The sequence below is a fragment of the Paenibacillus silagei genome, assembly GCF_017874735.1.
Lineage (GTDB): Bacteria > Bacillota > Bacilli > Paenibacillales > Paenibacillaceae > Paenibacillus_AQ > Paenibacillus_AQ silagei.
Genome location: NZ_JAGGLV010000037.1, coordinates 1 through 22,216 on the forward strand (window position 1 = coordinate 1; position 22,216 = coordinate 22,216).

Consider the following 22,216-nt stretch of genomic DNA (forward strand, 5'->3'; position numbering starts at 1 on the left):
AAAAACGAAACGTTCTTTTGGGGCGGTGGGTCTTTTTTTGTCAAAATCCAGTCTGCGGCACATTTCCCGGTACTTTTATTTTCGTATTAAACCGACCACAATGGGACCCGGGGGCAGCACGTAGGCCAAATGTAATCGAAAAACCGACCACAATGGGACCCGGGGGCGCACGTAGGCCAAATGTAATTGAAAAACCGACCACAATGGAACCGGGGGCAGCACGTAGGCCAAATGTAATCGAAAAACCGACCATATTGAGCGTGACGGAGGCGTGTGGTCCGAATGTATGCGGAAAAGGATTCTTCAAAATCCTTCTAAATCACAAAAAGAAACCGCCCTTTGCTGAAATGGAGTACCCACACAACCATTTCATAAGGAGCGGTTTCTATTGTATGTTCAAATATAAGAATGTATAGGTTGCACACGATAACTTATCCTTCTATTTCTCGCTGAAACGGTACCGTCCTTTAAAAGGACGGCAAAGCCGTTTCCACTTGTATTGTGTTCTTCCGTAGTGTAATCTACCGAACAGTCTCTGCATCCAGCTTAGCGGCAAGCGCAGCATATTCCCCCCGCAGGCGGACCAGCTTCGAGACACTGCGCTCCAGGCCGCCCGGCCGGTTGCGCCGGGTCCAGAGCTGGCGGTACTGGTGGAGCAGCAGATCCAGGTCATGGATCTGCGCCTGTACCAGCGCTGCCTGGGGCTGCGAATCTGCGGCGGCGAGCTGCTGCTTAAGCCGGGTAAGCTGCACGGCATGCTTCACGAAGTGAATGCCGCTGCGCAGTTCTTCTATGACCAATCCGGCGTCGCTGCATTCCAGAACGGGCTGCTCAAGCCTGGCTTCAAGGCCAAGAATGTATTGCTCCAGCTGGTCGAGCTGTTCTACTGGCAGCTTCACAGCCAACTGCACATGCTCCAGATGGCTGCGCAGCAGCATAGACATCTCCGTGTCATTCGGGCGGACCGTGCCCGACTCCAGCTTGTAGTAGTTGCCCAGATCCAGCAGCAATTGCCCGATGGTTCCTGAGCGGTCTTGGAAGACCGCCGTGTTCAGATAATGCGCCACATCCGCCTCCAGATTCCCCTCTACATTCCAGGCAAGCGCTGCCCCGTAGGCGAATCCGGCATAGCTGACCGGCAGATGCTGCCAGTGGCCGAAATCTCCCCAGTCGGTAATCAGGTAGCCGACAGCGCCGTTTCTCTTGCCATGCACCGCAGCGCTGCGCAGATTGGCGAGCATGTTGTCGGTCCTGCCGGTGAGCGAGTTCCAGGAACTGGTTCCCGGACAGACATAGAACGGGATGCCTGCCTCCTTGAATTTGCGGGTATCCGCTTCAAAAGGATGAGCCGCGCTGTATCCCCACTCCATGGCGATGATATCCTTCGGCAGCCGTGGGATCAGCTCGGGATGCTGGATAATGATATCGCCCCAGAATTGCATGGTTTTGCCGCGCTGCTTGACCAGTCCGTGAATCTTCTGCAGGAAGGAGAGATACAGCTCGCCTTTGCCGGAAGACTCCGCCAGCGCCTGGCTTGCGCCAAGTCCCAGTTCATAAGTCTCATCACAGCCGACATTGAACATCTCTGAGCTGAAGTAGGGAAGGAGGTCATCGTACATCGTGCCCAGGAGCTGCAATACCTCAGGGTCCTCTGTATGGAAGGTTCCGGGATGCATAAATAATCCTTCCGGGTATAAATCGCTATCATACATCTGATCCGGGAGCATGAAGCCTGCGGGGATCTCTGCCAGATGGTTGAATTCCGGCCGGGTCAGCCAGCCTTCCATATGGCCGAAGCTGTTTTGATTAGGCACCAGCTCAATGTACCGCTCGCGGCAGTAGGCATCCAGCAGCAGGATTTCATCGCCGGTAACCGGAGTTTCCAGCTCCCATACCTGCGGGAAAGACTCATAAGCAAACGGAGCTCCTTCTATATATAGCTGCAGCTGATTCAGTTTGAGGTCCGCCATGAGATCAATGATCCGGTACAGGGTATCCAGCGTGGGGATTTTGTTACGGCTGATATCAAGCATGAGCCCTCTGGCTGCGAAATCCGGCTGATCGCGGATATGCAGATATGGCAGTGTCCGGCCGTACTGCTGCAGGAGCTGCTTCAGCGTCACGGCTGCATAATAAGCGCCTTGCGGGGAACCGTAAGCGGCAATTAGGCCTTCTTCGTTAATGTGCAGCTCATAAGCTCCTTCTGTAAGCTGTGCGTTATAGCGGAAGGTGCAAGCCGGAACTGTGGCGGACCGCTGCCCTATGGACAGAGGCAGACTGAGACGGACCACCTCGAAAGCGGTCTGCTGAAGCCTGCGGGCTGCGGGAAGGGCGGACAACTGGTCCTCACCGGTCAGCACAATGCTGCCCCGGGAAGGAAGGTGGAACTGTCCTGCGGATACCGTGAGCTTATGCGGCCGGGGAAAAAGCTGTAAGTGAACAATATCAGACATAGCGTGGACACCTCTTATTCATGTAGAATATGATCATCTTCATTATCAACATATCACTCCTGAACACATGGAGGAATGCAATGTATGCTTAAGCTCATGGATTATATGATCAGCCCGTATCCAGTAAGAATTATTGATCCGAAGGTGGAGGCCGCCAGGCTGCGCCTGAAGTCGATCCGTGTCGGGCAAGCCGGCCATCTGCCGGGAAGAACGCTGTTTCGTTCGGGCGTCACCTTTGAACACTGGGCACTTGTATATATAGTCGCAGGAGACGGAACTTATACGGAGAACGGAGGACCAGAGCAGCAGGTCCATGAGGGAAGCCTGTTTTTTTTCAGACCCGGTTATAGCTACAGCTTCGGACCGCCCCCAGGCGGGTATTGGGATGAATATTATATTAATTTCAGCGGAAGCCGTGTCACCGAATGGCTGGAAGCCGGAATGATTGCGGGTGGAGAGGTAACCCGGGGGGATAAGGCGGAAGGGCTGAAAGCGTCCTTTGAAAAGGTTCTGGCGTACATGGCCGGAGATGTTCCCGGTGATGCGGACCGGGCTGCGCTGCTGCTGGAGGAGATGCTGCTGGAATGCTCGCTGCAGCTCCAGGGCAGCCGCCGCCCGTGGCAGCAGGAAGCCATGCCGCTGATCCGGGAGGCGCTGAATGCCTGCATCTATGAGCAGCCGGATCTGCCGGGGATGGCCGAGCGCCTGCACCTGTCCATGTCTACACTCCGCCGCACCGTGCGGCGGAGCAGCGGGTACCCGCTGCATGAATATATCCACCGGCTGAAGATGGCCGAGGCCAAGCATTTGCTGCTGAATACCTCCCTGCAGGTGCAGGAGATAGCGGGAATGCTTCATTATAGGGATAGTTTTTATTTTTCAAGGCTATTCAAGAAATATATGGGCCTCTCTCCGCAGACCTGCCGGAATCATCTGTGATATAATAAACGACATAATTCTACTTTTTATCTTAAAAGGGTCTCTGAATAATGTCGTTTTTTGCAGATTTTTGTTGACACGCAGAAAAAAACAGTGCTATGCTCTAGATAATATTAGCAGTTCTAGAATAGTTCTTCTAGACTATGCCGGAGATGAGACTATTGAGAGAGTATTACTGCATCAGTTGCCGCAGTCTCCATAAGGTGGTAGGACCTAATCATACCTTGCGTATTTTGTCCACCGGGTATCATATCGTTGGCGAACAGCGCTATCAAATTTGTATATGTAATAATGCCAAGCTGGAGCAAGCTGTGACGGCGGTGACTGAATAGACTGTGCCGGGTGTACTCACCGGATAACCGAAGACTTCTCTTTTGAAGAGCCTGTCCCTGGAGGGAGAGGCTCTTTGTCATGCCCGGAGCCGGACTGGATAATTTTGCATACGCTATCATTTGAGAAGCTGGATAGAGTTGGTTAATTTTTCATGAAAAAAGAATAATTATACCCATTTTATTTTCAAAGTAAACGCTATCATTAGAAATCGAAACTTGTTATTGTGATTTTTCTCATGTATGATGCTTTTAAACATAGCTTAGAATAAACTCGAATTTTCCACAAACTGGAGAATAGGGTGGTGGGATGAACATTAAATTAACAGTCGAAGACCGTACGATCGCCTTTTTCAGAATCTTTTCTTTGTCCCTCACATCGTTTATGTACCTCATGGTTCCTGCGGGGCCTTCCGTAATATACAAATCCCTACTAATCATTGTGCTATTCTTATTTGCCCAACTATTCCCGTATTATTACCGGAGGTTCCATGCAAAAGCCCGTACTCTAGTGCTGATGGTCAGTATAGAGACGGCACTCATTGCGGTGTTGATGTTATTTACTGGAGGATACGATAGTCCTTTTAAGCTATATGTACTGAATCCGGTGCTGTTTGCGGCGGGTGCGCTGTCTTTGTATTGTGCCTGGAGTCTGATCTTGGGTTATATTGCCATGGTGGCGGTATCGGGCTACATGGATGCCGGTTCTCCGGGTCTTACGATTGCTGAAATTATGCTTGCCAATGGTAACCTGTTTCTAGCCCTGGCTCTCGCGGTTATAGTTATGCAGATGGTTAAGGGGATAAAGCGGCAGCGGGAGGAAGCGAACGCGCGGACCAACGATACCATGGAGCATATCAAATCGCTTTATCACATCGTGGAAACATCAAGCCAGCATGACTTCATGAATATTGGCCAAGTCATTACCGACTATGTGGTCAAGCTTACCAAGCTGGAGAAGGCACTGTTCTGGTTCGCCAAAAAAAGCGGTGAGCCTGCTCCGCAGAGCCGCCAGACGGGATGGCAGCATGAGGAGGAGCGCTTTCTGTTCATGGAGCTTGAGAAGCACGAGCATGAATGGAGGCTGCAGCGTGAACCGGTATTCAAGAGTATGCCGGGGATCGGCGACTTCCTGCTGATGCCGGTAAGAATGAGCACCCGGTTCGTCGGAATGATTGGCGTGAAGCTGGAAGCCTCGGAAGGGCTGGAGGGCCGCCGGTGGTACATCCAGCAACTGATGTTCCTGTCGGAGCTGAGTGCGATTATTCTTGAGCGCCACGAGCTGGGCGTGATCGAGAACCGGCTGATCATCACGAACGAGCAGAACCGGATAGCCGATGAGATGCACGACAGTGTCTCCCAGAGTCTTTTCGGCATCGTCTATGCGACCCACTCCCTGAAGCAGACCTGGCGCAAAATGTCTGAGCGGGAGCTGGAGGAGCAGATTGAGCTTATCCATGATTCAGCCACTAAGGTAGCCAAGGAGCTGCGGATTACCATCTACAGCCTCAGCTCCAAGAAGAGCGGCGGCCCGAGCTGGCTTGGGATGGTGCGCTCGCATCTGAAAAGCCTCTCCCGGCTTAATGATGTTGAGATTGAACTGAAAATAACGGGGGATGATTTCAGTCTCCCTTATCCTTACCACAAGGCACTCTTCCGGATTATCTCCGAAGCGACCGGCAACGCCATAAGACATGGTGCTGCCAGCCGGGTGGATGTAGAACTGTCGCTTAAGCCGAAATGGATTAGACTATCGATTATCGACGATGGCGTCGGTTTCGATGCAGATCTAAGCTGGAACGAACCTGATGAGCACTCAGGCGGACTGGGAATGAAGAATATGCAATATCTGGCACAGTCCCTTGGAGGCGATTTCCAGTTAACCAGCAGTGAGAACGCTGGAACCAGAATTTTAATCTCTATACCTGTCGGTGTGGCTGAACTGAAAAATGCATAAACTTTAGGCAGGAGGTCGTTCAAGTGAAAATCGTCATTGTTGATGATCACCCTTTGGTGAGAAGAGGATTGGCATCTGTGATATCGATGCAGTCCAATCTGCAGTTTGCCGGCGAAGCAACGAATGGCCAAGAAGCTCTTCTCGTGATTGAGGAGATACAGCCTGATCTTGTGCTGATTGATCTGAAGCTTGCCGATGAATCGGGCCTGGATATTATCAAGGAAGCCCGCGTGCGCGGATTCTCATGCAAGTTCATCCTGCTAACATCCTCAGCCAGCCGGGAAGATTTCCTGAAGGCGGAGGAAGTGCTGGTAGACGGTTATGTACTGAAGGAAGCTCTGCCGGAGGAATTGCTGTTTGCTATTCAACTGGTCCACAAGGGCAGGAAGTATTACGATCCCGGGCTGATGGAAGATAAGATGCGCATGAGCGGCAGCAGTCCGACCGATGAGCTTACACCCAAAGAGAAGGAAGTTCTGATCGAGCTGGGACAGGGGGCCTGCAACCGCGAGATTGCTTCACGCCTGTTCATCAGCGAATTCACCGTCAAGAAGCATGTCAGCCAGATTCTGGCGAAACTGCAGGTGGCGGACCGGACGCAGGCGGCCTTATACGCCAATGCTGTCGGGCTTACCAAATATGAGATGTCATACGATTAATAATCATCCCTGTGAATGATCGGGGACGGAGCACGGACCACGTTGTCCGTGTTTTTTTGCGTTCAGGGAGATCAAACCGAACACAATGGGCGGCTGTGAGGCCCACGGCCCGAATGTATGCGAAAAACAGCATACATTATGCTCGCAAGCAGGCACACGGCCTGAATGTATGTGAAAAACAGCATACATTATGCTCGCAAGCGGGCCCATGGCCCGAATGTATGTGAAAAACAGCATACATTATGCTCACAAGCAGGCACATGGGCCGAATGTATGTGAAAAACAGCATTATGCTCGCAAGCAGGCCCACGGGCCGAATGTATGTGAAAAACAGCATACATTATGCTCGCAAGCAGGCACACGGCCTGAATGTATGTGAAAAACAGCATACATTATGCTGGCGCGGAGTGCTGACACGAAGGTGCGCCGGCATCCTTCACCCGGCTGGGTGATCTTGGCTCACTGCTGGTGTTAGCATTTTCCATGGATATGGTACTAAAGTATACCATCCACCCCCTCTGGCGGACCAAACACAGTCACTCGAAAGTGAAGTGTAAAGTGATGCTAGGGGGCATGTGATAAATCCTGCGCGTTGTTAGAATAAAAGCAAGACATCTGAAACTTTCATGATTGCTTTCAAAACGAACATAAGCGGAAGGAGGGTTACTGTGGAAAAGACGATTCTGGATTACATTAACCTGATAAAGAAAAAATTATGGTTAATCATGGTATTTGTACTGATCTCCTGCGCCACCACCTTCTACGTCAGTAAAAACTTCGTTGCACCCGTCTACTCCGCCTCTGGACAGCTACTGGTCAACAACGTTGTGAATGTCCCCGAGAGCAATAATCTCAACGCACTTAACTTCAGTCTTAACCTCATCGAGAGCTATAAGGAAATCATGAAGTCGCCAACCATTATGAAGAGTGTGATCGCGGAGCATCCCGAGTTCGGTCTGACGGCGGGCCAACTGGCTGCCAAGCTGCAGATCAAATCCTCGGAGAAAAGCCAGGTGATTAATCTGACCGTGGAGGATAAGGATTACGGCACTGCAGCTACGATTGTAAACGCGGTTTCGCAGACCTTCATCCGCAGCCTGCCGGCACTGATGAACCTGGATAATGTAACATTCCTGACTCCGGCTGATCCTGCAGCCCAGCCTCTGCCGGTCAACGGCGGGGTGACCATGAATATTCTGATCAGCTTCGTGGTGTCACTGATGGCAGCGGTCGGGATTATCCTGCTGATGGAGACGCTGAACGGTACGCTGAGAAACGAGAAGGAAGCGGAATTTGAGCTTGGCCTTCCGGTCATTGCCAGTATTCCGGCCATCCGCAAACGCGATTTCGGCAGTGCGAACAATGACAAGGCAAGAGTAGGGGAGGGAAAATATGTTACGGCTGAATAGAAGTCTAATCGCGGACATAAACCCGTCCTCGCATGTCTCCGAATCCTTCCGCTCGCTGCGCACGTATATCCGCCAGCTCGGCTTGCTGAAGGGGCCAGGCGGACAGGTGCTGCTCTTCACTTCAGCGGAGAGCGGCGAAGGCAAGACCACGATTCTCTCCAATCTGGCTGTATCCTTCGTACAGGATGGCAAGAAGGTGGCGGTGGTGGATTGTAACCTGCGGAAGCCCGGCCTGCATAGCGTGTTCGATGTGGAAGGCAGCCAGGGGCTGGCAGCTTACTTGAGCGGCTACGAGGAAGCGAAGGACGTTCTGGTATACGGCAGCTTGGCGAATCTGGCGGTAATCCCTGCCGGAGTGAGTACAGTCAGTCCGCCGGATCTGCTCGGCAGCGAGAAGATGGCCGGGCTGCTTACAGAGCTGAAGGCAAGCTTCGATCTGATTCTGCTGGATTCGCCGCAGGCGGTCGATTACAGCGATGCACGGATTCTGGCCCCGCTCTCGGACGGGGTGGTCATTGTCGCCAGACACGGCCGGACGAAGCGCGAAGCGCTCCGCAAGCTGAAGGGTCTCATGGAACAGACAGGTGTAAGGATTCTCGGAATAGCAATGAACCAGACCAAGTAGAACACCGAAGCGGCAATGTGAACGAAACTATTGGGAGGTATGTGTGATGAAAAAGGTAAAAAAGGTAATTATCCCGGCGGCCGGGTTAGGCACACGTTTCCTTCCGGCGACCAAGGCAATGCCCAAGGAAATGCTGCCTATTATCAACAAACCGACGATCCAGTATATCGTGGAGGAGGCCATTGCCTCCGGGATTGAAGACATCATCATTGTTACCGGTAAGGGAAAGCGGGCGATCGAGGATCATTTCGATAACGCCTTTGAGCTTGAATCCCGGCTGCTGGAGGACGGAAAGCTGGAGCTGCTCAAAGAGGTACAGCGGTCCTCCAAGGTGGAAATTCACTACATCCGGCAAAAGGAACCCAAGGGTCTCGGCCATGCCGTATGGTGTGCCAGACGGTTCATCGGCGATGAGCCATTCGGCGTTATGCTCGGCGATGATATTGTAACCGGACAGGTCCCTTGCCTGAAGCAGCTGATCGACCAGTATGAGGAGACCCAGAACTCGGTGATCGGGGTACAGGTTATCCCGGATGAATTCACGAACCGCTACGGGATTATCGAGCCGGATCTGCAAGACGGGAAGCTCTACCGGGTGAACAACTTCGTGGAGAAGCCGGCACTTGGCACGGCGCCTTCCAATCTGGCGATCATGGGCCGCTATGTCTTTACCCCTAAGATCTTCAAGTATCTCGATCTTCAGGAGAAGGGTGCGGGCGGTGAGATCCAGCTGACGGATGCCATTCAGAAGCTGAACCAGAGCGAACGTGTCTATGCTTATAACTTCGACGGTACCAGATATGATGTCGGCGAACGGCTCGGTTATATTTTGACCACACTGGAATTTGCCTTAGAGAGCGAGGATCTACGTTATCAGGTCATGGATGCTATGGCGGAATGGTTAAAAAAAGCGGAACAGACCTCGGTCAGCAGCTGAGACGGTTCCCCGAAAGTGAGCGACACAAGCCGGAGTCAAGAAGTAAGGCTGCATAAACCTTTACGAGAAATGAGGAGAGATGAGCATGCAAAAACTGCCGGAAGACTATGAGGCCGTCCTGCCGAAACTTTACATGCTGCATTCGGGTGAAGAAAGCAAGGGAATGGAGTCCTATCTGGTCATGAAGCGGATCATCGACATCTTGTTCTCTGCCCTGGGGCTGCTGTTCCTGCTCCCGCTCTTCGCAGTGGTGGCTGTCCTGATTAAGCTGGAAGATCCGAAGGGCAAGGTGTTCTTCCGCCAAATGCGGGTCGGCAAGGACGAGAAGCTGTTCCCCATGTACAAGTTCAGATCCATGGTCTCTAATGCCGAGGAGCTGAAGGAGAGTCTCATGGCCTATAACGAAGTAAGCGGCGCGATGTTCAAGATCAAGAATGATCCCCGTATTACACGGATTGGAAAATTCATGCGCAAGACCAGTATTGATGAACTGCCGCAGCTCTGGAACGTGCTGATAGGGCATATGAGTCTGGTGGGTCCCCGTCCTCCGCTCGTTGAAGAGGTGGAGCAGTACACGGAATACGACAAGCAGCGGCTGATGGTAACCCCCGGCTGCACCGGCTACTGGCAGGTAAATGCCAGAAACAGCGTCGGCTTCGACGAGATGGTTCAGCTGGACCTCACGTATATCCACATGCGCAGCACGATGCTGGATCTGAAGATTATTGTCAAGACCGGTCTGATGCTGCTAGGTTCCAAAAATGCTTATTAAAAATATGGGAATTAGGTGATGCCGATGTTCGTACACGGAGATGGACCTGAGATTTCCATTATCATATGCACCTATAACCGGTCGGCGCTGCTGGTGAAGACTCTTCATTCACTGCTGCCGCTGGAGAATTTGCACCAGGCCGAGATCATCGTCGTGGATAACCAGTCCACGGATGATACGGCGGCCGCCATTAAGGGGTTCATCGAAACCTATGGTGCGGATATGGATATCCGTTATCTGCTGGAGCCGGTTCAAGGGCTGTCAGCAGCCCGGAACACAGGAATTCTGGCTTCCAAATCGCAGCTCATCGCTTTCCTGGATGATGATGCGATCCCCTGCCGGACCTGGATTACAACCATTGTGAACACCTTTGCGGATAAGCCGGAGGTGATGGCTATGGGCGGCAGGATTGCTCCGATCTTCGAGAGCAAGCGCCCGGATTGGCTGATCAAGCCGTTCGAGCTTCCTTATACGATTGTCGATCTGGGGAGCCGGATTAAAGAGTATCCGAAGCGGCTTCACCCTTGCGGTGCCAATATGGCGATGCGCAAGCCGGTATTCGATATCAGCCTGTTCCCGCTGGAGCTGGGCCGCAAGGGCGATTCGCTGCTCTCGGGTGAAGAGACCTGGCTGTTCAGCCAGCTGCAGCAGGAAGGGCATTCCATTCTCTATCATCCCGAGATGGCCGTGGATCATTTCGTTCCGGCGAACCGGCTGACGGAGGACTGGATCATGAAGCGGTATTACAGCCAGGGCATATCGAACGCTATGAAGAGTGAAGGAATGAAAGGGCATCTGCTGCTCCTGGGCAAGACAGGCGCCAAAGTCATCTACATTCTGGCAGATTCCGTTCTATCCCGCAGTAAGGGAAGGAAGCTGCTGAATAAATGCCGGCTGGAGAGTATTCGCGGAACTCTTCATATGATTCTTAACCGGAAGAGGGAATCCGCAGCGGGGTGAGGGGAGGTACGCGCGATGACCCATTTTGAGTGGGGCTCCAAAATCAATAGTCTGCCATACGGAATGCTCTATCTCTTAACAGCACTGTTCCTGGGAACAGCTGTCATCTTCCAGCCGGTCATCGCAGTAGCGGCCGTATTCTTCATTCTGCTGCTGGTTGCCTCCCTATCACGCCCTGAACTGATCAGCTATTTCGTTCTGCTGACCACGGCGGTCTCGATTAACTTCTTGTACAGCGGGAGTATGTTCGGTATTGAGATCCTGTCGCTCTACAAGCTGGTTATTCTGATGCTGCTGGTGCCGTGTATCCTGGTTAATGGCCTCAGGTTCAAGCTCAGTCCTCCCTTATGGGCGATGCTGGCCCTGATTCTGCTCACCTTCAGCTTCTCCATCTGGCTGCCGGAGATGAGCACATCGATTGCGGTCAAAGCCTTCATCGGACTGTCTCTGCCCTTCGTGCTTCTGCTGATCAACTGGAAGAAGGAGGTCGCCGAGAAGCAAATCCGGATCATTACCCTGCTGCCGCTGGTCAGCATGCTGCTGGGCGTGGTGCTCCAGGCTGCGAATATACATTCACTGGTAGCCGTTGAGTTCACAGGCGCGGTGCGGGTGCAGGGGGCGAACATACCGCCTCACCTGGCGATGCTGGCCTTCATGGGAGTAGCGATCGCGTTCATCGAGATCAAGCGCAGTCCGCAGTATACCCGGTTCAATTACATCATGCTGGGGCTGAATTTCTTGATTCTGGTGATTACAGGCACGCGCGGGCCGATTCTCGCCCTGGTGCTGATGGTGCTCTATTACTTCTATGATATCTCCCGCGCTTTTCTGAAGGGGAAGAAGAGATTTCTGATCCCGCTGCTGTGTTCACTGCTGGTCATCACCTCGGCAGTATACATGCAGCTGGACAACATCAAGAAGCGCTCCTTCGAACGGACGACCGAGACGGGAATTGACCTGTCGGGGCGGGCGGAGGCCTGGGAGTACTTCCTGAACAAGGCGGCGGATTCGCCGGTGGCAGGACGGGGGCTTGGAGCCGTAACGGTGGCGAATGACGGAACGCTCTACGGAGGGTTCGTGGTTCCGCATAACGAATATATCCGCTTTTATTACGATGGGGGATACGTTGGTGCCATCCTGCTGCTGCTGTCCTTGCTCGCTGTGTTTCTAATGGTATACAGAGTTCTTTTGCCGGCGGTCAAACCTTATTATTCTCTCTTTATTGCAGCATTTCTGATCTATTCTTTCACGGATAACACGCTGTCGACGGTCCAATTCATCATTCCGTTCTGTTGGTACCTGAACTGCCTGTATCGATCTTCACAGCTGGCCGATTCCCCACAAAAAGAAGTGATACGATGAACCAAGTGAACATGTTCGATGTCAATTTCGATAACTATGATTTCATGGATCTGCTGGATTATATCGACAGAACCATTCAGGAGAGGAACCAATCCTACATCCTGACCTGTAACGTCGACCATGTGATCAAGCTGCGCAAGGATAAAGAGTTCCGGGAAGTGTACTCCGAAGCAGGTGCCGTAGTCGCGGACGGGATGCCGATTATCTGGGCGTCCAAGATGCTCGGCAAGCCGCTGAAGCAAAAGGTGTCCGGCGCAGACCTGTTCAGCCGCCTGGGCAATGCGTTCGAGCAAAGGCAATACCGGTTGTTCTTCCTCGGTGCCGCCGAGGGTGTGGCGGAGCAGGCTACGAAGAATCTGAAGGCCGCCTTCCCGGGGATTAACGTCGTGGGCTGTTACTCTCCTTCCTACGGCTTCGAACACAACGAAGAAGAGAACCGGCATATTATCCGGCTGCTGACCGAGAGCCAGCCCGATATCGTGTTCGTAGGGGTAGGCGCACCGAAGCAGGAGAAGTGGATCTACCGTCACTATACCTCCTACCAGGCGCCGGTCTCCATCGGCGTAGGTGCAACCTTCGACTTCCTGTCCGGCTCGGTGAAGCGGGCACCGGATTTCATGCAGCGAACCGGCATGGAGTGGCTATGGAGACTTAGCCAGGAGCCGGGCCGGTTATGGAAAAGATACCTTGTCGACGATGCCCAGTTCCTGGTGCTGCTGCTCAAGGAGCTGCGCAAACGGGGCAAGGTGAAGAACAGCAGTACGGATTGAAGAAAGCGGCGAAAGACGGGAGGCAGGGAATGAAGATGCTAAGCAGAGATGAGAATAGTCTGAATCTTCCATCGGCACAAGCTGTGAAGTCGGCTGTAATGATGACCTTGATCTGCGCCTCGGCGCTTGTCCTGCCGCTTGCGATCGGCTTCGCCAGTGCGAACCTGAGCGCATCGAACAGCCTGCAGGGCATCATTCTGGCAGGCATCCTCTTTCCGGCCTTGCTGCTGGCCTTGCTGAATACACGGATGCTGATTCCGTACACGCTGCTTATCTGGGCGGTTGCCCCGGAGCTGCGGCGGATTGCAGACTGGTACGAAGGCGTGTACCATTCCGTCTCTCTGCTCAGTCTGGCCCCGCTGCTGACCGGAGCGACCTTAGCTATTCCGGTGCTGCGGGAAATTCACCGGATTCGCAAGTCCTCCACCCGGATCATGCTGCTGTTCTCCATCGCACTGGCTTACGGCGCATTGATTGGTCTGGCGAAGAACGGCATCGGCTCGGTATACGATCTGGCGAATTACATCGTACCGCTGCTGCTGATTCCCTTCTTCGCGGTGACGCCGTTTAAGCCGAAGGATATCGACCGGCTGTTGTACGCTTTTGCTAATATTGCGGTGCTGGTTGCGGTCTACGGGATCGTACAGTATCTGACCGTTCCGCCTTGGGATGCCTTCTGGATGCGCAATGCGGATATGATCTCTATCGGTACTCCGTATCCGCTGGAGATCCGTGTCTTCTCGACACTGAACTCCCCGGGTCCGGCTGCAACCTTCCTGGTCTTCGCCCTGGTGCCGATGATTCTGGAGAAAAGATGGCAGGGTACCCTGCGCTGGCTCGGTGTTCTGCTCGTAGTAGTCTGCCTGCTGACTACGCTCGTCCGGTCCGCATGGCTGGTCCTGCTGGTGATGCTGCTGGTCTACATCGCTTCCTCTCCCTCCAAGGGCAAATGGAAGACGCTGTTCCAGCTCGCATTCGTGGCAGCCGCGCTGTTCTGGATCGTGCCGAAGCTCCCTGGAGCAGAGGGGCTGGTGGCCCGGATGGAGACCCTGACCTCCGTGCAGGAGGATCATTCCTACAATGAACGCCTCAGTCTCTGGACCAACATGCTGCCGATGGTCGCAGGCAACCCGGTAGGTCAGGGGATCGGCAGTGTAGGTCAGGGCACCAAGCTTGGCAACGGCGGAGAGCTGGGGGAATACGGCAATATGGATAACGGCTTCATCGCGCTGCTGCTGACCTTCGGCGTACTCGGCGCATTGTTCTTCTTCGGGGCACTCGGCGCGGTCATCAGGGAGATCGGCGCCAGAGTCACCCGCAGGAATGAACTTCAGCCTTACGCCAGACTGGCGCTGGCGGCGTGGATGGGAGCTGTAGCCAGCCTGATATCGGATAACGGCTTTCCCGGTCTTAAGGGGTATCTGATCTGGATGCTGATCGGACTTGGCCTCAGTGCCAAGGAGCTCAATCAAAGCAGAAAGAAGGGACTACCGCATGCAGCAGTCAAGCGCCAAATCACTACCCGCTAACCGGGTATGGTCCATCTTCCGGAGATTCACGAAGAGTAAGGACAATAGCTCGGCTGCTGTCAAAACGATGTTCGTCAGCGTGCTGATCCTGCTGGTCAATATGCTGACCGGCGTACTGACTGCCCGTTATCTCGGCCCGACCGGCCGGGGGGAGCAGACAGCGATGGTGAACTGGTCGCAGTTCCTGGCCTTCAGCATGAGCTTCGGCATTCCCTCGGCGCTGATCTACAACGCCAAGAAGAATCCGCAGGAAGCCGGGGTGCTGTACCGGATTGCCCTGCTGATCGGTCTGACGTTCGGAACCATCGCCATGACAGTCGGGATACTCGTGCTGCCTTATTGGCTGGGGTCGTTCAGTCATGAGGTAGTGGTCTTCGCCCAGTGGTCGATGATTCTCTGCCCGCTGATTGTGGTGTCGCAGATCAACAACGCGGCCTTCCAGTTCAGAGGGGATTACAAGACCTTCAACTGGATGCGGTATCTGGTGCCGCTGCTGACACTGGGGGCTATCGGGATTCTGATCCTGACCGGCTACATGAATCCTTATACAACTGCACTGGCCTATCTGGTGCCATCGGTTCCGCTGTTCATCGGGATGACCTTCCTGCTGCTGCGGACCTACAAGGTCAAGCTCCGGGATTCCTATCTTAATTTCAAAAGACTGTTCACCTATGGTCTAGGCTCCTACGGAAACGACCTGCTTGGACAATTCTCGGTATACATAGACCAGATCATCATTGCCGGATTGCTCAGACCGGCAGATCTGGGGCTCTATGCGGTAGCGGTCAGCCTGTCGCGTATGGTGAACTTCTTCGCGAATTCGATCACGGTGGTGCTCTTCCCGAAGGCCTCTGAGATGTCGAAGGACGAAGCGGTCGCCCTTACGTTCAAGGCTTTCCGGATCAGTACTACCTGTACTTTGCTTGGCGCAGTGTTCCTGATGCTGGTAGCGCCCTTTGTCATCCCGCTGCTCTACGGCAAGGATTTCAATACCGCGCTTACCGTGTTCCGCCTGCTGCTGCTGGAAGTAACCATCAGCGGCGGGACGCTGATTCTGGCTCAGGTGTTCATGGCGCTGGGCAAGCCGAAGTTCGTATCCATCCTGCAGGGGGTCGGCCTGATCCTCGTGATTCCGCTGCTCTTCCTGCTGGTGCCGAAGTTTGGATTGTTCGGAGCGGGTGTGGCTATGCTCTCATCGGCTGTGCTGCGATTCCTGTTCATTATTCTCAATATCAGGTACAACCTGAAGGTTAAGCTTCCGCGGCTGCTCATTAACGCCCAGGACCTTCAGTGGATGAAGACGACGATGAATTCGTATATTCGCAAGAAACCTATGGATGTGTAGGCGGTTAAGGGTTCGATTCAAGCGTTTTGAGTAATCTCAAATGTTTTGTATTTGATTCAGCGAGCCCGAGAACACGAGGCGAGCCCCTTATCTGCTTAAAAAACCATGGAATGGTGTTGAAGAAGCGGAGAGGAAATTTGGAGCTGTAGAAGCGTCAGCGTTCGCCTTTGTCTTCTGATTTCTACCACAGCTAGCGGTCCTAAATCAGGAAATCAGAAGACAACAGCGATCGGAAGCCCAAATTTTCCCGCAGCGACGACACACACCAGACCATATAAGGAGGATACCTATCATGGATTCAGTAACAAGCGTGCTTGGCGGCCGGGGCAGCTACCCGATCTCGGCGGTCATCATTGCCCAGGACGACGAAGTTCGGATATCCAAAGCCATTCAGTCCTGCCGGTTATTCGCCGATGAGGTGGTCGTAATCGACGGAGGAAGCAAAGACGGGACCGTTGGGCTATCCGAGAGCCTCGGATGCCGGGTGTATGTCAACCCCTGGCCCGGATATGCGAAGCAAAGGGAATTCGGAGTGGAACGTGCCATCCATGATTGGGTCTTCCTGATTGATACTGACGAAGTGGTCAGCGAGGAGCTGGCCCGGGATATCCTGGAGCGCAAGCCGGGACTGACCGATGCTACGGTCGCGTTCTCGCTGTACCGGATTGGCGACTTCCTAGGCAAATGGCTGGATAAAGGCGAGTATCTGGTGCGGCTGTATAACCGCAAGGAATACGGTATCCGCAACTCTCTGGTGCATGAGATGCCAGAGGTGTCCGAGGAACGGACCGTGAAGCTGAACGGAACGCTGTGGCATCAAGGCTTCCGCAGCATCAACGATCATGTCGCCCGGTTCAACAAATACACCGATCTGGAAGCAGAGAGTGCATTCGCCAGCGGCAAGCCGTTCAAGCTGAGCCACCTGCTGCTGCGTCCGCCGGCACGCTTCCTGCAGAAGTATTTCCTGCATGGCCTGTTCAAGAAAGGCATCTCGGGCTTCGCGGTATCCGTCTTCTGGGTGATGTATGAATTCATGGTCGGCTTCAAGCATTACGAATTGCACAGCGCAGGCAGGCTGGCCCGGCATAACGAAGCGGGTCAGGCCGAGAAGGAGAACAAGGGGGAGAGAAGCTATGTCGTACAATGACGGACTCAACATTATGACGACCGGCCTCAGCTGGCCCTCGTTACAGCCCGGAGGACTGAACACCTATTTCAAATCCGTGTGTGAGCAGCTCTCTTCACGGAACCGGGTGCATGCCCTGATCTGCAGCCAGGAAACACCGGAGACGCCGAAGGAACTGATCATCCACAATGCCGGTGATCCGAAGGAGACGATCTGGAAGCGCAAGGATGCTTTCCAGCGCAAGGCGGCCTCCCTGATGGGGGATGGCAGCGGGCGGATTGATATCCTCTACACCCACTTCGCCCCTTACGGCATCGGGCCGGCGATTGAAGCGAAGAAGCGGGGGATTCCGGTCATCATGACCTTCCACGGCCCGTGGAACGAAGAGATGAAGATCGAAGGTCAAGGTATCAAGCATAAGGTCAAAACAACGATTGCCAAATCGATAGAACATAAGGCTTACAAGCTGGCGGACAAATTCATCGTCCTCAGCGATTACTTCCGTAACATGCTGCACGAACTGCATGGTGTACCGCTGCATAAGATTACTGTCATTCCGGGAGCGGCCAATGTCGAGCGGTTCACGCCCGCGACGAACCGGCTGGCGATCCGCCGGACGCTGAATCTGCCGGAAGGCGCAACAACGGTCCTGACCGTCCGCCGGCTGATGAACCGGATGGGGCTGCTGCAGCTGCTAGAAGCCTGGAAGCAGGTGGCAGAACGGTTCCCGAACGCAATTCTGCTGATCGGGGGCAAGGGCCCGCTGCGCGGGGAGCTGGAAGAGCGGATCGCCGATTACGGGCTGGGCAACAAGGTCCGGCTGCTCGGGTACATTCCCGATCATGAGCTGGCCTCCTATTATCAGGCGGCAGATATGTTCGTTGTTCCTTCCCAGGCACTGGAAGGCTTCGGCCTGATCACCGTTGAAGCCTTGGCCTCGGGGCTGCCGGTGATGGCTACGCCGGTCGGCGGCAATAAGGAGATTCTCCAGGGCTTCCGTCCGGAGCTGCTGTTCAAGAGTGCGGCCAGCGAGGATATGGCGGAAGGCATGATTCATATGCTGAGCAACCGCAAGCTGCTGCCGGGCCGGGACGAATGCCGGAATCATGTGCTGGAGAAGTACACCTGGCAGCATGTGGGCGACAAGATTGAGTCTGTATTCCTCGAAACCTTGGGAAAGGGTGTGAGCGTAGGATGATCAAAGTCGCTTATATCGACCACACCGCCAAATGGAGCGGGGGCGAGGTCGCCCTGTTCAACATCCTCACCAACATCGGTGAGCAGATTGAGCCGCTGGTGATCCTGGCAGAGGAAGGCACGCTTGCCGAACGTCTGCGGGAGAAGGGCATCGATGTCCGCATTATCCCGCTGGATGAGAGCATCCGCAGCCGCGGCCGCAATGCCGTGAATCTTGGGGCTCCGGCGGCTGCTATGAAGCTGCTGGCTTATGGCCGTAAGCTGGCTCCGCTGCTGAAGGAAGAGAAGGTGGATTGCGTGCATACCAATTCCCTGAAATCGGCCTTTTACGGAGCTGTTGCTGCCAAAAAAGCAGGTGTGCCGCTGATCTGGCACATCCGGGATCACATCGGGGCGCCTTATCTGAAGCCGGTTGTCGCCAAGGCGATCCGGCTGCTGTCACGCCTGCTGCCGAACGGGGTCATTGCCAATTCCCACTCCACGCTGAATGCACTGGAGCTGCCGCGCTCGAAGAAGACGCTGGTCGTCTACTCGGCCTTCGCCAAGGCGATCGGTGAAGGGATCGGCCGGCGGGACCGGAAGGACTTCAACGTCCTGCTGGTCGGGCGGCTCGCCCACTGGAAAGGCCAGCATATTGTGCTGGAAGCGGCCAAAGCCTTCAAGCAGGACAGCCGCGTGAAATTCTGGCTGGCCGGTGACGCCCTGTTCGGGGAGGAAGAATACAAGCAGGAATTAATTGCGCAGATGCAGCAGGGGGACATCACCAATGTCAGCCTGCTGGGTCATGTAGATGATATACAAGGACTCATGAACCAAGCGGATTTACTGATTCATACGTCGATCACTCCTGAGCCGTTCGGCCAGGTCATCGTCGAAGGCATGGCAGCCGGACTGCCGGTGATTGCCTCCAATGAAGGCGGTCCGGTAGAGATCGTAGTTCCTGGTGAGACAGGACTGCTGATCCAGCCCGGAGATGCTACTGTACTTGCAGACTCCATCACCTGGATGCTGAACCATCCCGAAGAGCGTAGACGGATGGCGGACAATGGAATGAGACGGGTGAAAGAGCATTTTGTCATCGAGAACACGGTCAAGGATATTGTCGCTTACTACAAAGGTCTGCTGGCAGTCACCTGACCTTCCCGCTCCATAATGCTTAAGGCTTGCATCATATCTGTCTCTAGCCATGCGTGTACTGCTTAATGATGCTGCTCCATAAAACTTTGAGGATGATTCACATGAAAATTGCGATCGCGCACGATTATTTAATCCAGATGGGCGGGGCGGAACGGGTGGTGGAGGTTTTCCATCACATGTACCCGGAAGCTCCGATCTTCACAACGGTTTTTAACGGAAGCCGCCTGACCGATAACCTCAAAGATGCCGATATCCGGGCCTCCTGGCTGCAGAAGATTCCGGGAGTGAAGCGTAACTTCAAAGGGGTGCTCCCGCTCTACCCCATGGCTGTCCGCGATTTGGACTTCAGCGGGTATGATATCGTTCTTAGCTCCAGCAGTGCTTTTATGAAAAGCATCCAGGTGCCCGAATCCACCTTCCATCTGTGCTACTGTCATACGCCGATGCGTTTCGCCTGGGACTATGACACATACATGGAGCGGCAATCGAATTCCGGGTTATTCAAAAGACTGCTCAAGGTGTATATGCAGCGGCTCAAGAACTGGGATCAGCGCACCTCCAAAAATGTGAACCAGTTCGTCGCTAACTCCTCAGTCGTGAAGACGCGGATTCAGAATTATTACCACCGGGATTCCGATGTGATTTTCCCGCCCATCAATACGGCCCGCTTCTCCAGCTCTACGAGCATCGGCGATTATTATCTGATTGTCTCGCGGCTGGTCTCCTACAAGCGGATCGATCTGGCGGTGGAGGCGTTCAACCGTAACGGGCTTAAGCTGTATATTGTTGGGGACGGACCGGACAGGAAGCGTCTGGAAGGCATGGCCAAGGGAAACGTTTCGTTTCTGGGCCGGCTGGAGGATGAGGAAGTCACAGGGCTGATGTCCCAGTGCCGGGCGTTTGTTTTCCCGGGGGAAGAGGATTTCGGCATCACGCCGCTGGAGGCGAATGCTGCTGGAAGACCGGTCATCGCCTATCAGGCCGGGGGAGCGCTGGACACGATTATTCCATACGTTAACGGCGTGTTTTTCCAGCATCAGGAAGTTGATGATTTGCTTAAGGCCATTGATGAGGTGGAGTCCTATGCGTGGGATATCGACCAGATTATGGGCCATGCACGCAAATTCGATGAGCAGGCGTTTATGGTTCAGTTCAAGCAGTATGTGGAACAGGCCTACGTCAATTTCCTAAAAGGAGGATGAAAGTATGAAACTCGCAGTGATTGGTACCGGCTATGTAGGACTTGTATCAGGCGTATGCTTTACCCTAAATGGAAATCATGTCATCTGTGTGGATAAGGATGAACAGAAGATCGAGAAGCTGAACCGGATGGAATCCCCTATCTATGAGCCGGGCATTGAAGCCCTGATTGAAATGAATCTGCGCGAGGGGCGGCTGAGCTTCTCGTCCGATCTTCAGGAGTCGGTCCGCCGCTCCGATATCGTCATTCTTGCTGTGGGTACACCTTCTCTGCCGGGCGGCGAAGCCGACCTGAGATATATCGAAGGGGCCGCTGCCGAGATTGCACAGGCGATGGAAGGCTATAAGATCATTATGACCAAGTCGACCGTCCCTGTTGGAACCAATGAGCGCATCCGCCAGCTGATCTCCTCCCTCACAAATCATCCCTTCGATATCGTCTCTGCGCCTGAATTCCTCCGTGAAGGCTCTGCCATCCGCGACACGCTTCATCCCGACCGGATCGTGATCGGACTGGATAATCAGGCGCTTGAGCCGACCATGCGCGAGCTGCATAAGGGCTTCACAGAGAATGTATTCGTCACGGATATCCGCAGCGCCGAGATGATCAAATATGCCTCGAATGCTTTTCTGGCGACGAAGATCTCCTTCATTAATGAGATTGCCAACATTTGCGAAAAGGTAGGAGCGGATGTCACCGAAGTCGCAGGCGGCATGGGGATGGACCAGAGAATCGGCGCGACCTTTCTGCAGGCCGGTATCGGCTATGGCGGCTCCTGCTTCCCGAAGGATACCAATGCGCTGATCCAGATTGCCGGGAATGTGGATTATGAGTTCAAGCTGCTCAAATCCGTCGTTGAAGTCAATAAAGGCCAGCGCTTCATGATTATCTCCAAGCTCCATGAATCGCTCGGCAGCCTGCGCGGCGCGGTCATCGGCATCTGGGGGCTTGCCTTCAAGCCCAATACCGATGATGTCCGCGAGGCCCCGGCCCGTGAGATCGTCGAGGCGCTGGTCGCCGAGGGCGCCATCGTGAAGCTGTACGATCCCATCGCCGCCGAGAACTTCCGCAAGGAATACGATCACCCGCAGCTCCGCTGGTGCGGACTGGCCGAAGAGGCAGCCGAGGGCAGCGATGCTGTCTGCCTACTGACCGACTGGAGCCAGTTCAAGGAGATCAACCTGCACCAGCTTGCCGGAACCATGCGCCGCCAGGTGCTGATCGACGGCCGCAACGTCTATACCAAAGAGCAGATCGAAGGCACCGGTCTCGAATATATCTCCGTCGGCCGCCCGCAGATGGGCGGGCTTAGCGGATTCTCCGCCAGCGTGGCTGGCGCGGTGTAAGCCGACGATCCATGGCAGCGATCCAGGGCAAGTCAGCCCTTTCTGGAGGCGCCGCGCCGAAAGTCGCTTGCGCGGAGAAATGAGGAGCACAAGTGCCCCTGATTTCCCGGATGCGGGCTAAATGAGCAAATGAGGAGCACAAGTGCCCCTGAATCCCGGGAAA

General features: G+C 54.2%; 18 protein-coding genes. 17 read left to right on the top strand and 1 reads right to left on the bottom strand.

The features are described from left to right. Positions 1-521: 521 nt before the first annotated feature. Positions 522-2,453 (bottom strand): beta-N-acetylhexosaminidase, encoded by a 1,932-nt coding sequence (locus J2Z70_RS31270; RefSeq protein ID WP_209879396.1) that lies wholly within the window; start codon positions 2,451-2,453, stop codon positions 522-524. A gap of 84 nt (positions 2,454-2,537) precedes the next feature. Here J2Z70_RS31270 and J2Z70_RS31275 point away from each other — a divergent pair, with 84 nt between their 5' ends. The 17 genes from J2Z70_RS31275 (at position 2,538) to J2Z70_RS31355 (ending at position 22,053) form a co-directional block, all read left to right on the top strand. Beyond that, entirely contained in the window at positions 2,538-3,392 is an 855-nt protein-coding gene (locus J2Z70_RS31275) for a helix-turn-helix transcriptional regulator (protein ID WP_209879398.1), read from the top strand. 846 nt (positions 3,393-4,238) lie between these two features. After that, a complete protein-coding gene (locus J2Z70_RS31280; protein ID WP_245368670.1) occupies positions 4,239-5,678 on the top strand; it encodes a sensor histidine kinase in 1,440 nt (479 codons plus the stop codon). 23 nt (positions 5,679-5,701) lie between these two features. Beyond that, positions 5,702-6,337 carry a response regulator gene (locus J2Z70_RS31285; RefSeq protein ID WP_036693598.1) on the top strand — a complete coding sequence of 212 codons (636 nt, stop codon included), beginning with the start codon at positions 5,702-5,704 and terminating at the stop codon, positions 6,335-6,337. A gap of 668 nt (positions 6,338-7,005) precedes the next feature. Further along, positions 7,006-7,746, top strand: coding sequence for a YveK family protein (locus tag J2Z70_RS31290; RefSeq protein ID WP_209879404.1), 741 nt, complete (start codon positions 7,006-7,008; stop codon positions 7,744-7,746). After that, positions 7,730-8,371 (top strand): CpsD/CapB family tyrosine-protein kinase, encoded by a 642-nt coding sequence (locus J2Z70_RS31295; protein WP_036723430.1) that lies wholly within the window; start codon positions 7,730-7,732, stop codon positions 8,369-8,371. The genes J2Z70_RS31290 and J2Z70_RS31295 overlap by 17 nt, the downstream gene beginning before the upstream one ends. A gap of 46 nt (positions 8,372-8,417) precedes the next feature. Then, complete coding sequence (galU, locus tag J2Z70_RS31300; RefSeq protein WP_036723429.1) at positions 8,418-9,308, top strand: UTP--glucose-1-phosphate uridylyltransferase GalU; 891 nt, start codon at positions 8,418-8,420, stop codon at positions 9,306-9,308. A gap of 79 nt (positions 9,309-9,387) precedes the next feature. Next, complete coding sequence (locus J2Z70_RS31305; RefSeq protein ID WP_209879408.1) at positions 9,388-10,080, top strand: sugar transferase; 693 nt, start codon at positions 9,388-9,390, stop codon at positions 10,078-10,080. Positions 10,081-10,104: 24 nt separating this feature from the next. Next, complete coding sequence (locus J2Z70_RS31310; protein ID WP_209879411.1) at positions 10,105-11,040, top strand: glycosyltransferase; 936 nt, start codon at positions 10,105-10,107, stop codon at positions 11,038-11,040. Positions 11,041-11,055: 15 nt separating this feature from the next. Beyond that, entirely contained in the window at positions 11,056-12,402 is a 1,347-nt protein-coding gene (locus tag J2Z70_RS31315; protein WP_209879413.1) for an O-antigen ligase family protein, read from the top strand. Next, the gene (locus J2Z70_RS31320) at positions 12,399-13,172 is read left to right on the top strand and encodes a WecB/TagA/CpsF family glycosyltransferase (protein ID WP_076078985.1); all 774 of its coding nucleotides are present in this window, start codon (positions 12,399-12,401) and stop codon (positions 13,170-13,172) included. Before J2Z70_RS31315 ends, J2Z70_RS31320 begins: the two co-directional genes overlap by 4 nt. A gap of 98 nt (positions 13,173-13,270) precedes the next feature. Beyond that, positions 13,271-14,701, top strand: coding sequence for an O-antigen ligase family protein (locus J2Z70_RS31325; RefSeq protein WP_209879472.1), 1,431 nt, complete (start codon positions 13,271-13,273; stop codon positions 14,699-14,701). Beyond that, the gene (locus J2Z70_RS31330; protein WP_209879416.1) at positions 14,667-16,046 is read left to right on the top strand and encodes an oligosaccharide flippase family protein; all 1,380 of its coding nucleotides are present in this window, start codon (positions 14,667-14,669) and stop codon (positions 16,044-16,046) included. Before J2Z70_RS31325 ends, J2Z70_RS31330 begins: the two co-directional genes overlap by 35 nt. Before the next feature lie 292 nt (positions 16,047-16,338). Beyond that, complete coding sequence (locus J2Z70_RS31335) at positions 16,339-17,193, top strand: glycosyltransferase family 2 protein (protein WP_036693614.1); 855 nt, start codon at positions 16,339-16,341, stop codon at positions 17,191-17,193. Then, a complete protein-coding gene (locus J2Z70_RS31340) occupies positions 17,180-18,370 on the top strand; it encodes a glycosyltransferase family 4 protein (RefSeq protein ID WP_209879419.1) in 1,191 nt (396 codons plus the stop codon). Before J2Z70_RS31335 ends, J2Z70_RS31340 begins: the two co-directional genes overlap by 14 nt. After that, positions 18,367-19,506 (top strand): glycosyltransferase family 4 protein, encoded by a 1,140-nt coding sequence (locus J2Z70_RS31345; RefSeq protein ID WP_209879422.1) that lies wholly within the window; start codon positions 18,367-18,369, stop codon positions 19,504-19,506. The genes J2Z70_RS31340 and J2Z70_RS31345 overlap by 4 nt, the downstream gene beginning before the upstream one ends. Positions 19,507-19,607: 101 nt before the next feature. Next, a complete protein-coding gene (locus J2Z70_RS31350; protein WP_036723418.1) occupies positions 19,608-20,708 on the top strand; it encodes a glycosyltransferase in 1,101 nt (366 codons plus the stop codon). Positions 20,709-20,712: 4 nt separating this feature from the next. Continuing rightward, on the top strand, positions 20,713-22,053 hold the full coding sequence (locus tag J2Z70_RS31355; protein WP_036723416.1) for a UDP-glucose dehydrogenase family protein: 1,341 nt from the start codon (positions 20,713-20,715) through the stop codon (positions 22,051-22,053). Positions 22,054-22,216: the final 163 nt, after the last annotated feature.

Bases quoted from the DNA above. Each gene is read 5' to 3' on its own strand.
- J2Z70_RS31270 (WP_209879396.1), bottom strand. From the start codon at position 2,453: ATGTCTGATATTGTTCACTTACAGCTTTTTCCCCGGCCGCATAAGCTC.
- J2Z70_RS31275 (WP_209879398.1), top strand. From the start codon at position 2,538: ATGCTTAAGCTCATGGATTATATGATCAGCCCGTATCCAGTAAGAATT.
- J2Z70_RS31280 (WP_245368670.1), top strand. From the start codon at position 4,239: ATGGTCAGTATAGAGACGGCACTCATTGCGGTGTTGATGTTATTTACT.
- J2Z70_RS31295 (WP_036723430.1), top strand. From the start codon at position 7,730: ATGTTACGGCTGAATAGAAGTCTAATCGCGGACATAAACCCGTCCTCG.
- galU (WP_036723429.1), top strand. From the start codon at position 8,418: ATGAAAAAGGTAAAAAAGGTAATTATCCCGGCGGCCGGGTTAGGCACA.
- J2Z70_RS31305 (WP_209879408.1), top strand. From the start codon at position 9,388: ATGAGCATGCAAAAACTGCCGGAAGACTATGAGGCCGTCCTGCCGAAA.
- J2Z70_RS31310 (WP_209879411.1), top strand. From the start codon at position 10,105: ATGTTCGTACACGGAGATGGACCTGAGATTTCCATTATCATATGCACC.
- J2Z70_RS31315 (WP_209879413.1), top strand. From the start codon at position 11,056: ATGACCCATTTTGAGTGGGGCTCCAAAATCAATAGTCTGCCATACGGA.
- J2Z70_RS31320 (WP_076078985.1), top strand. From the start codon at position 12,399: ATGAACCAAGTGAACATGTTCGATGTCAATTTCGATAACTATGATTTC.
- J2Z70_RS31325 (WP_209879472.1), top strand. From the start codon at position 13,271: ATGATGACCTTGATCTGCGCCTCGGCGCTTGTCCTGCCGCTTGCGATC.
- J2Z70_RS31330 (WP_209879416.1), top strand. From the start codon at position 14,667: ATGCAGCAGTCAAGCGCCAAATCACTACCCGCTAACCGGGTATGGTCC.
- J2Z70_RS31335 (WP_036693614.1), top strand. From the start codon at position 16,339: ATGGATTCAGTAACAAGCGTGCTTGGCGGCCGGGGCAGCTACCCGATC.
- J2Z70_RS31340 (WP_209879419.1), top strand. From the start codon at position 17,180: ATGTCGTACAATGACGGACTCAACATTATGACGACCGGCCTCAGCTGG.
- J2Z70_RS31345 (WP_209879422.1), top strand. From the start codon at position 18,367: ATGATCAAAGTCGCTTATATCGACCACACCGCCAAATGGAGCGGGGGC.
- J2Z70_RS31350 (WP_036723418.1), top strand. From the start codon at position 19,608: ATGAAAATTGCGATCGCGCACGATTATTTAATCCAGATGGGCGGGGCG.
- J2Z70_RS31355 (WP_036723416.1), top strand. From the start codon at position 20,713: ATGAAACTCGCAGTGATTGGTACCGGCTATGTAGGACTTGTATCAGGC.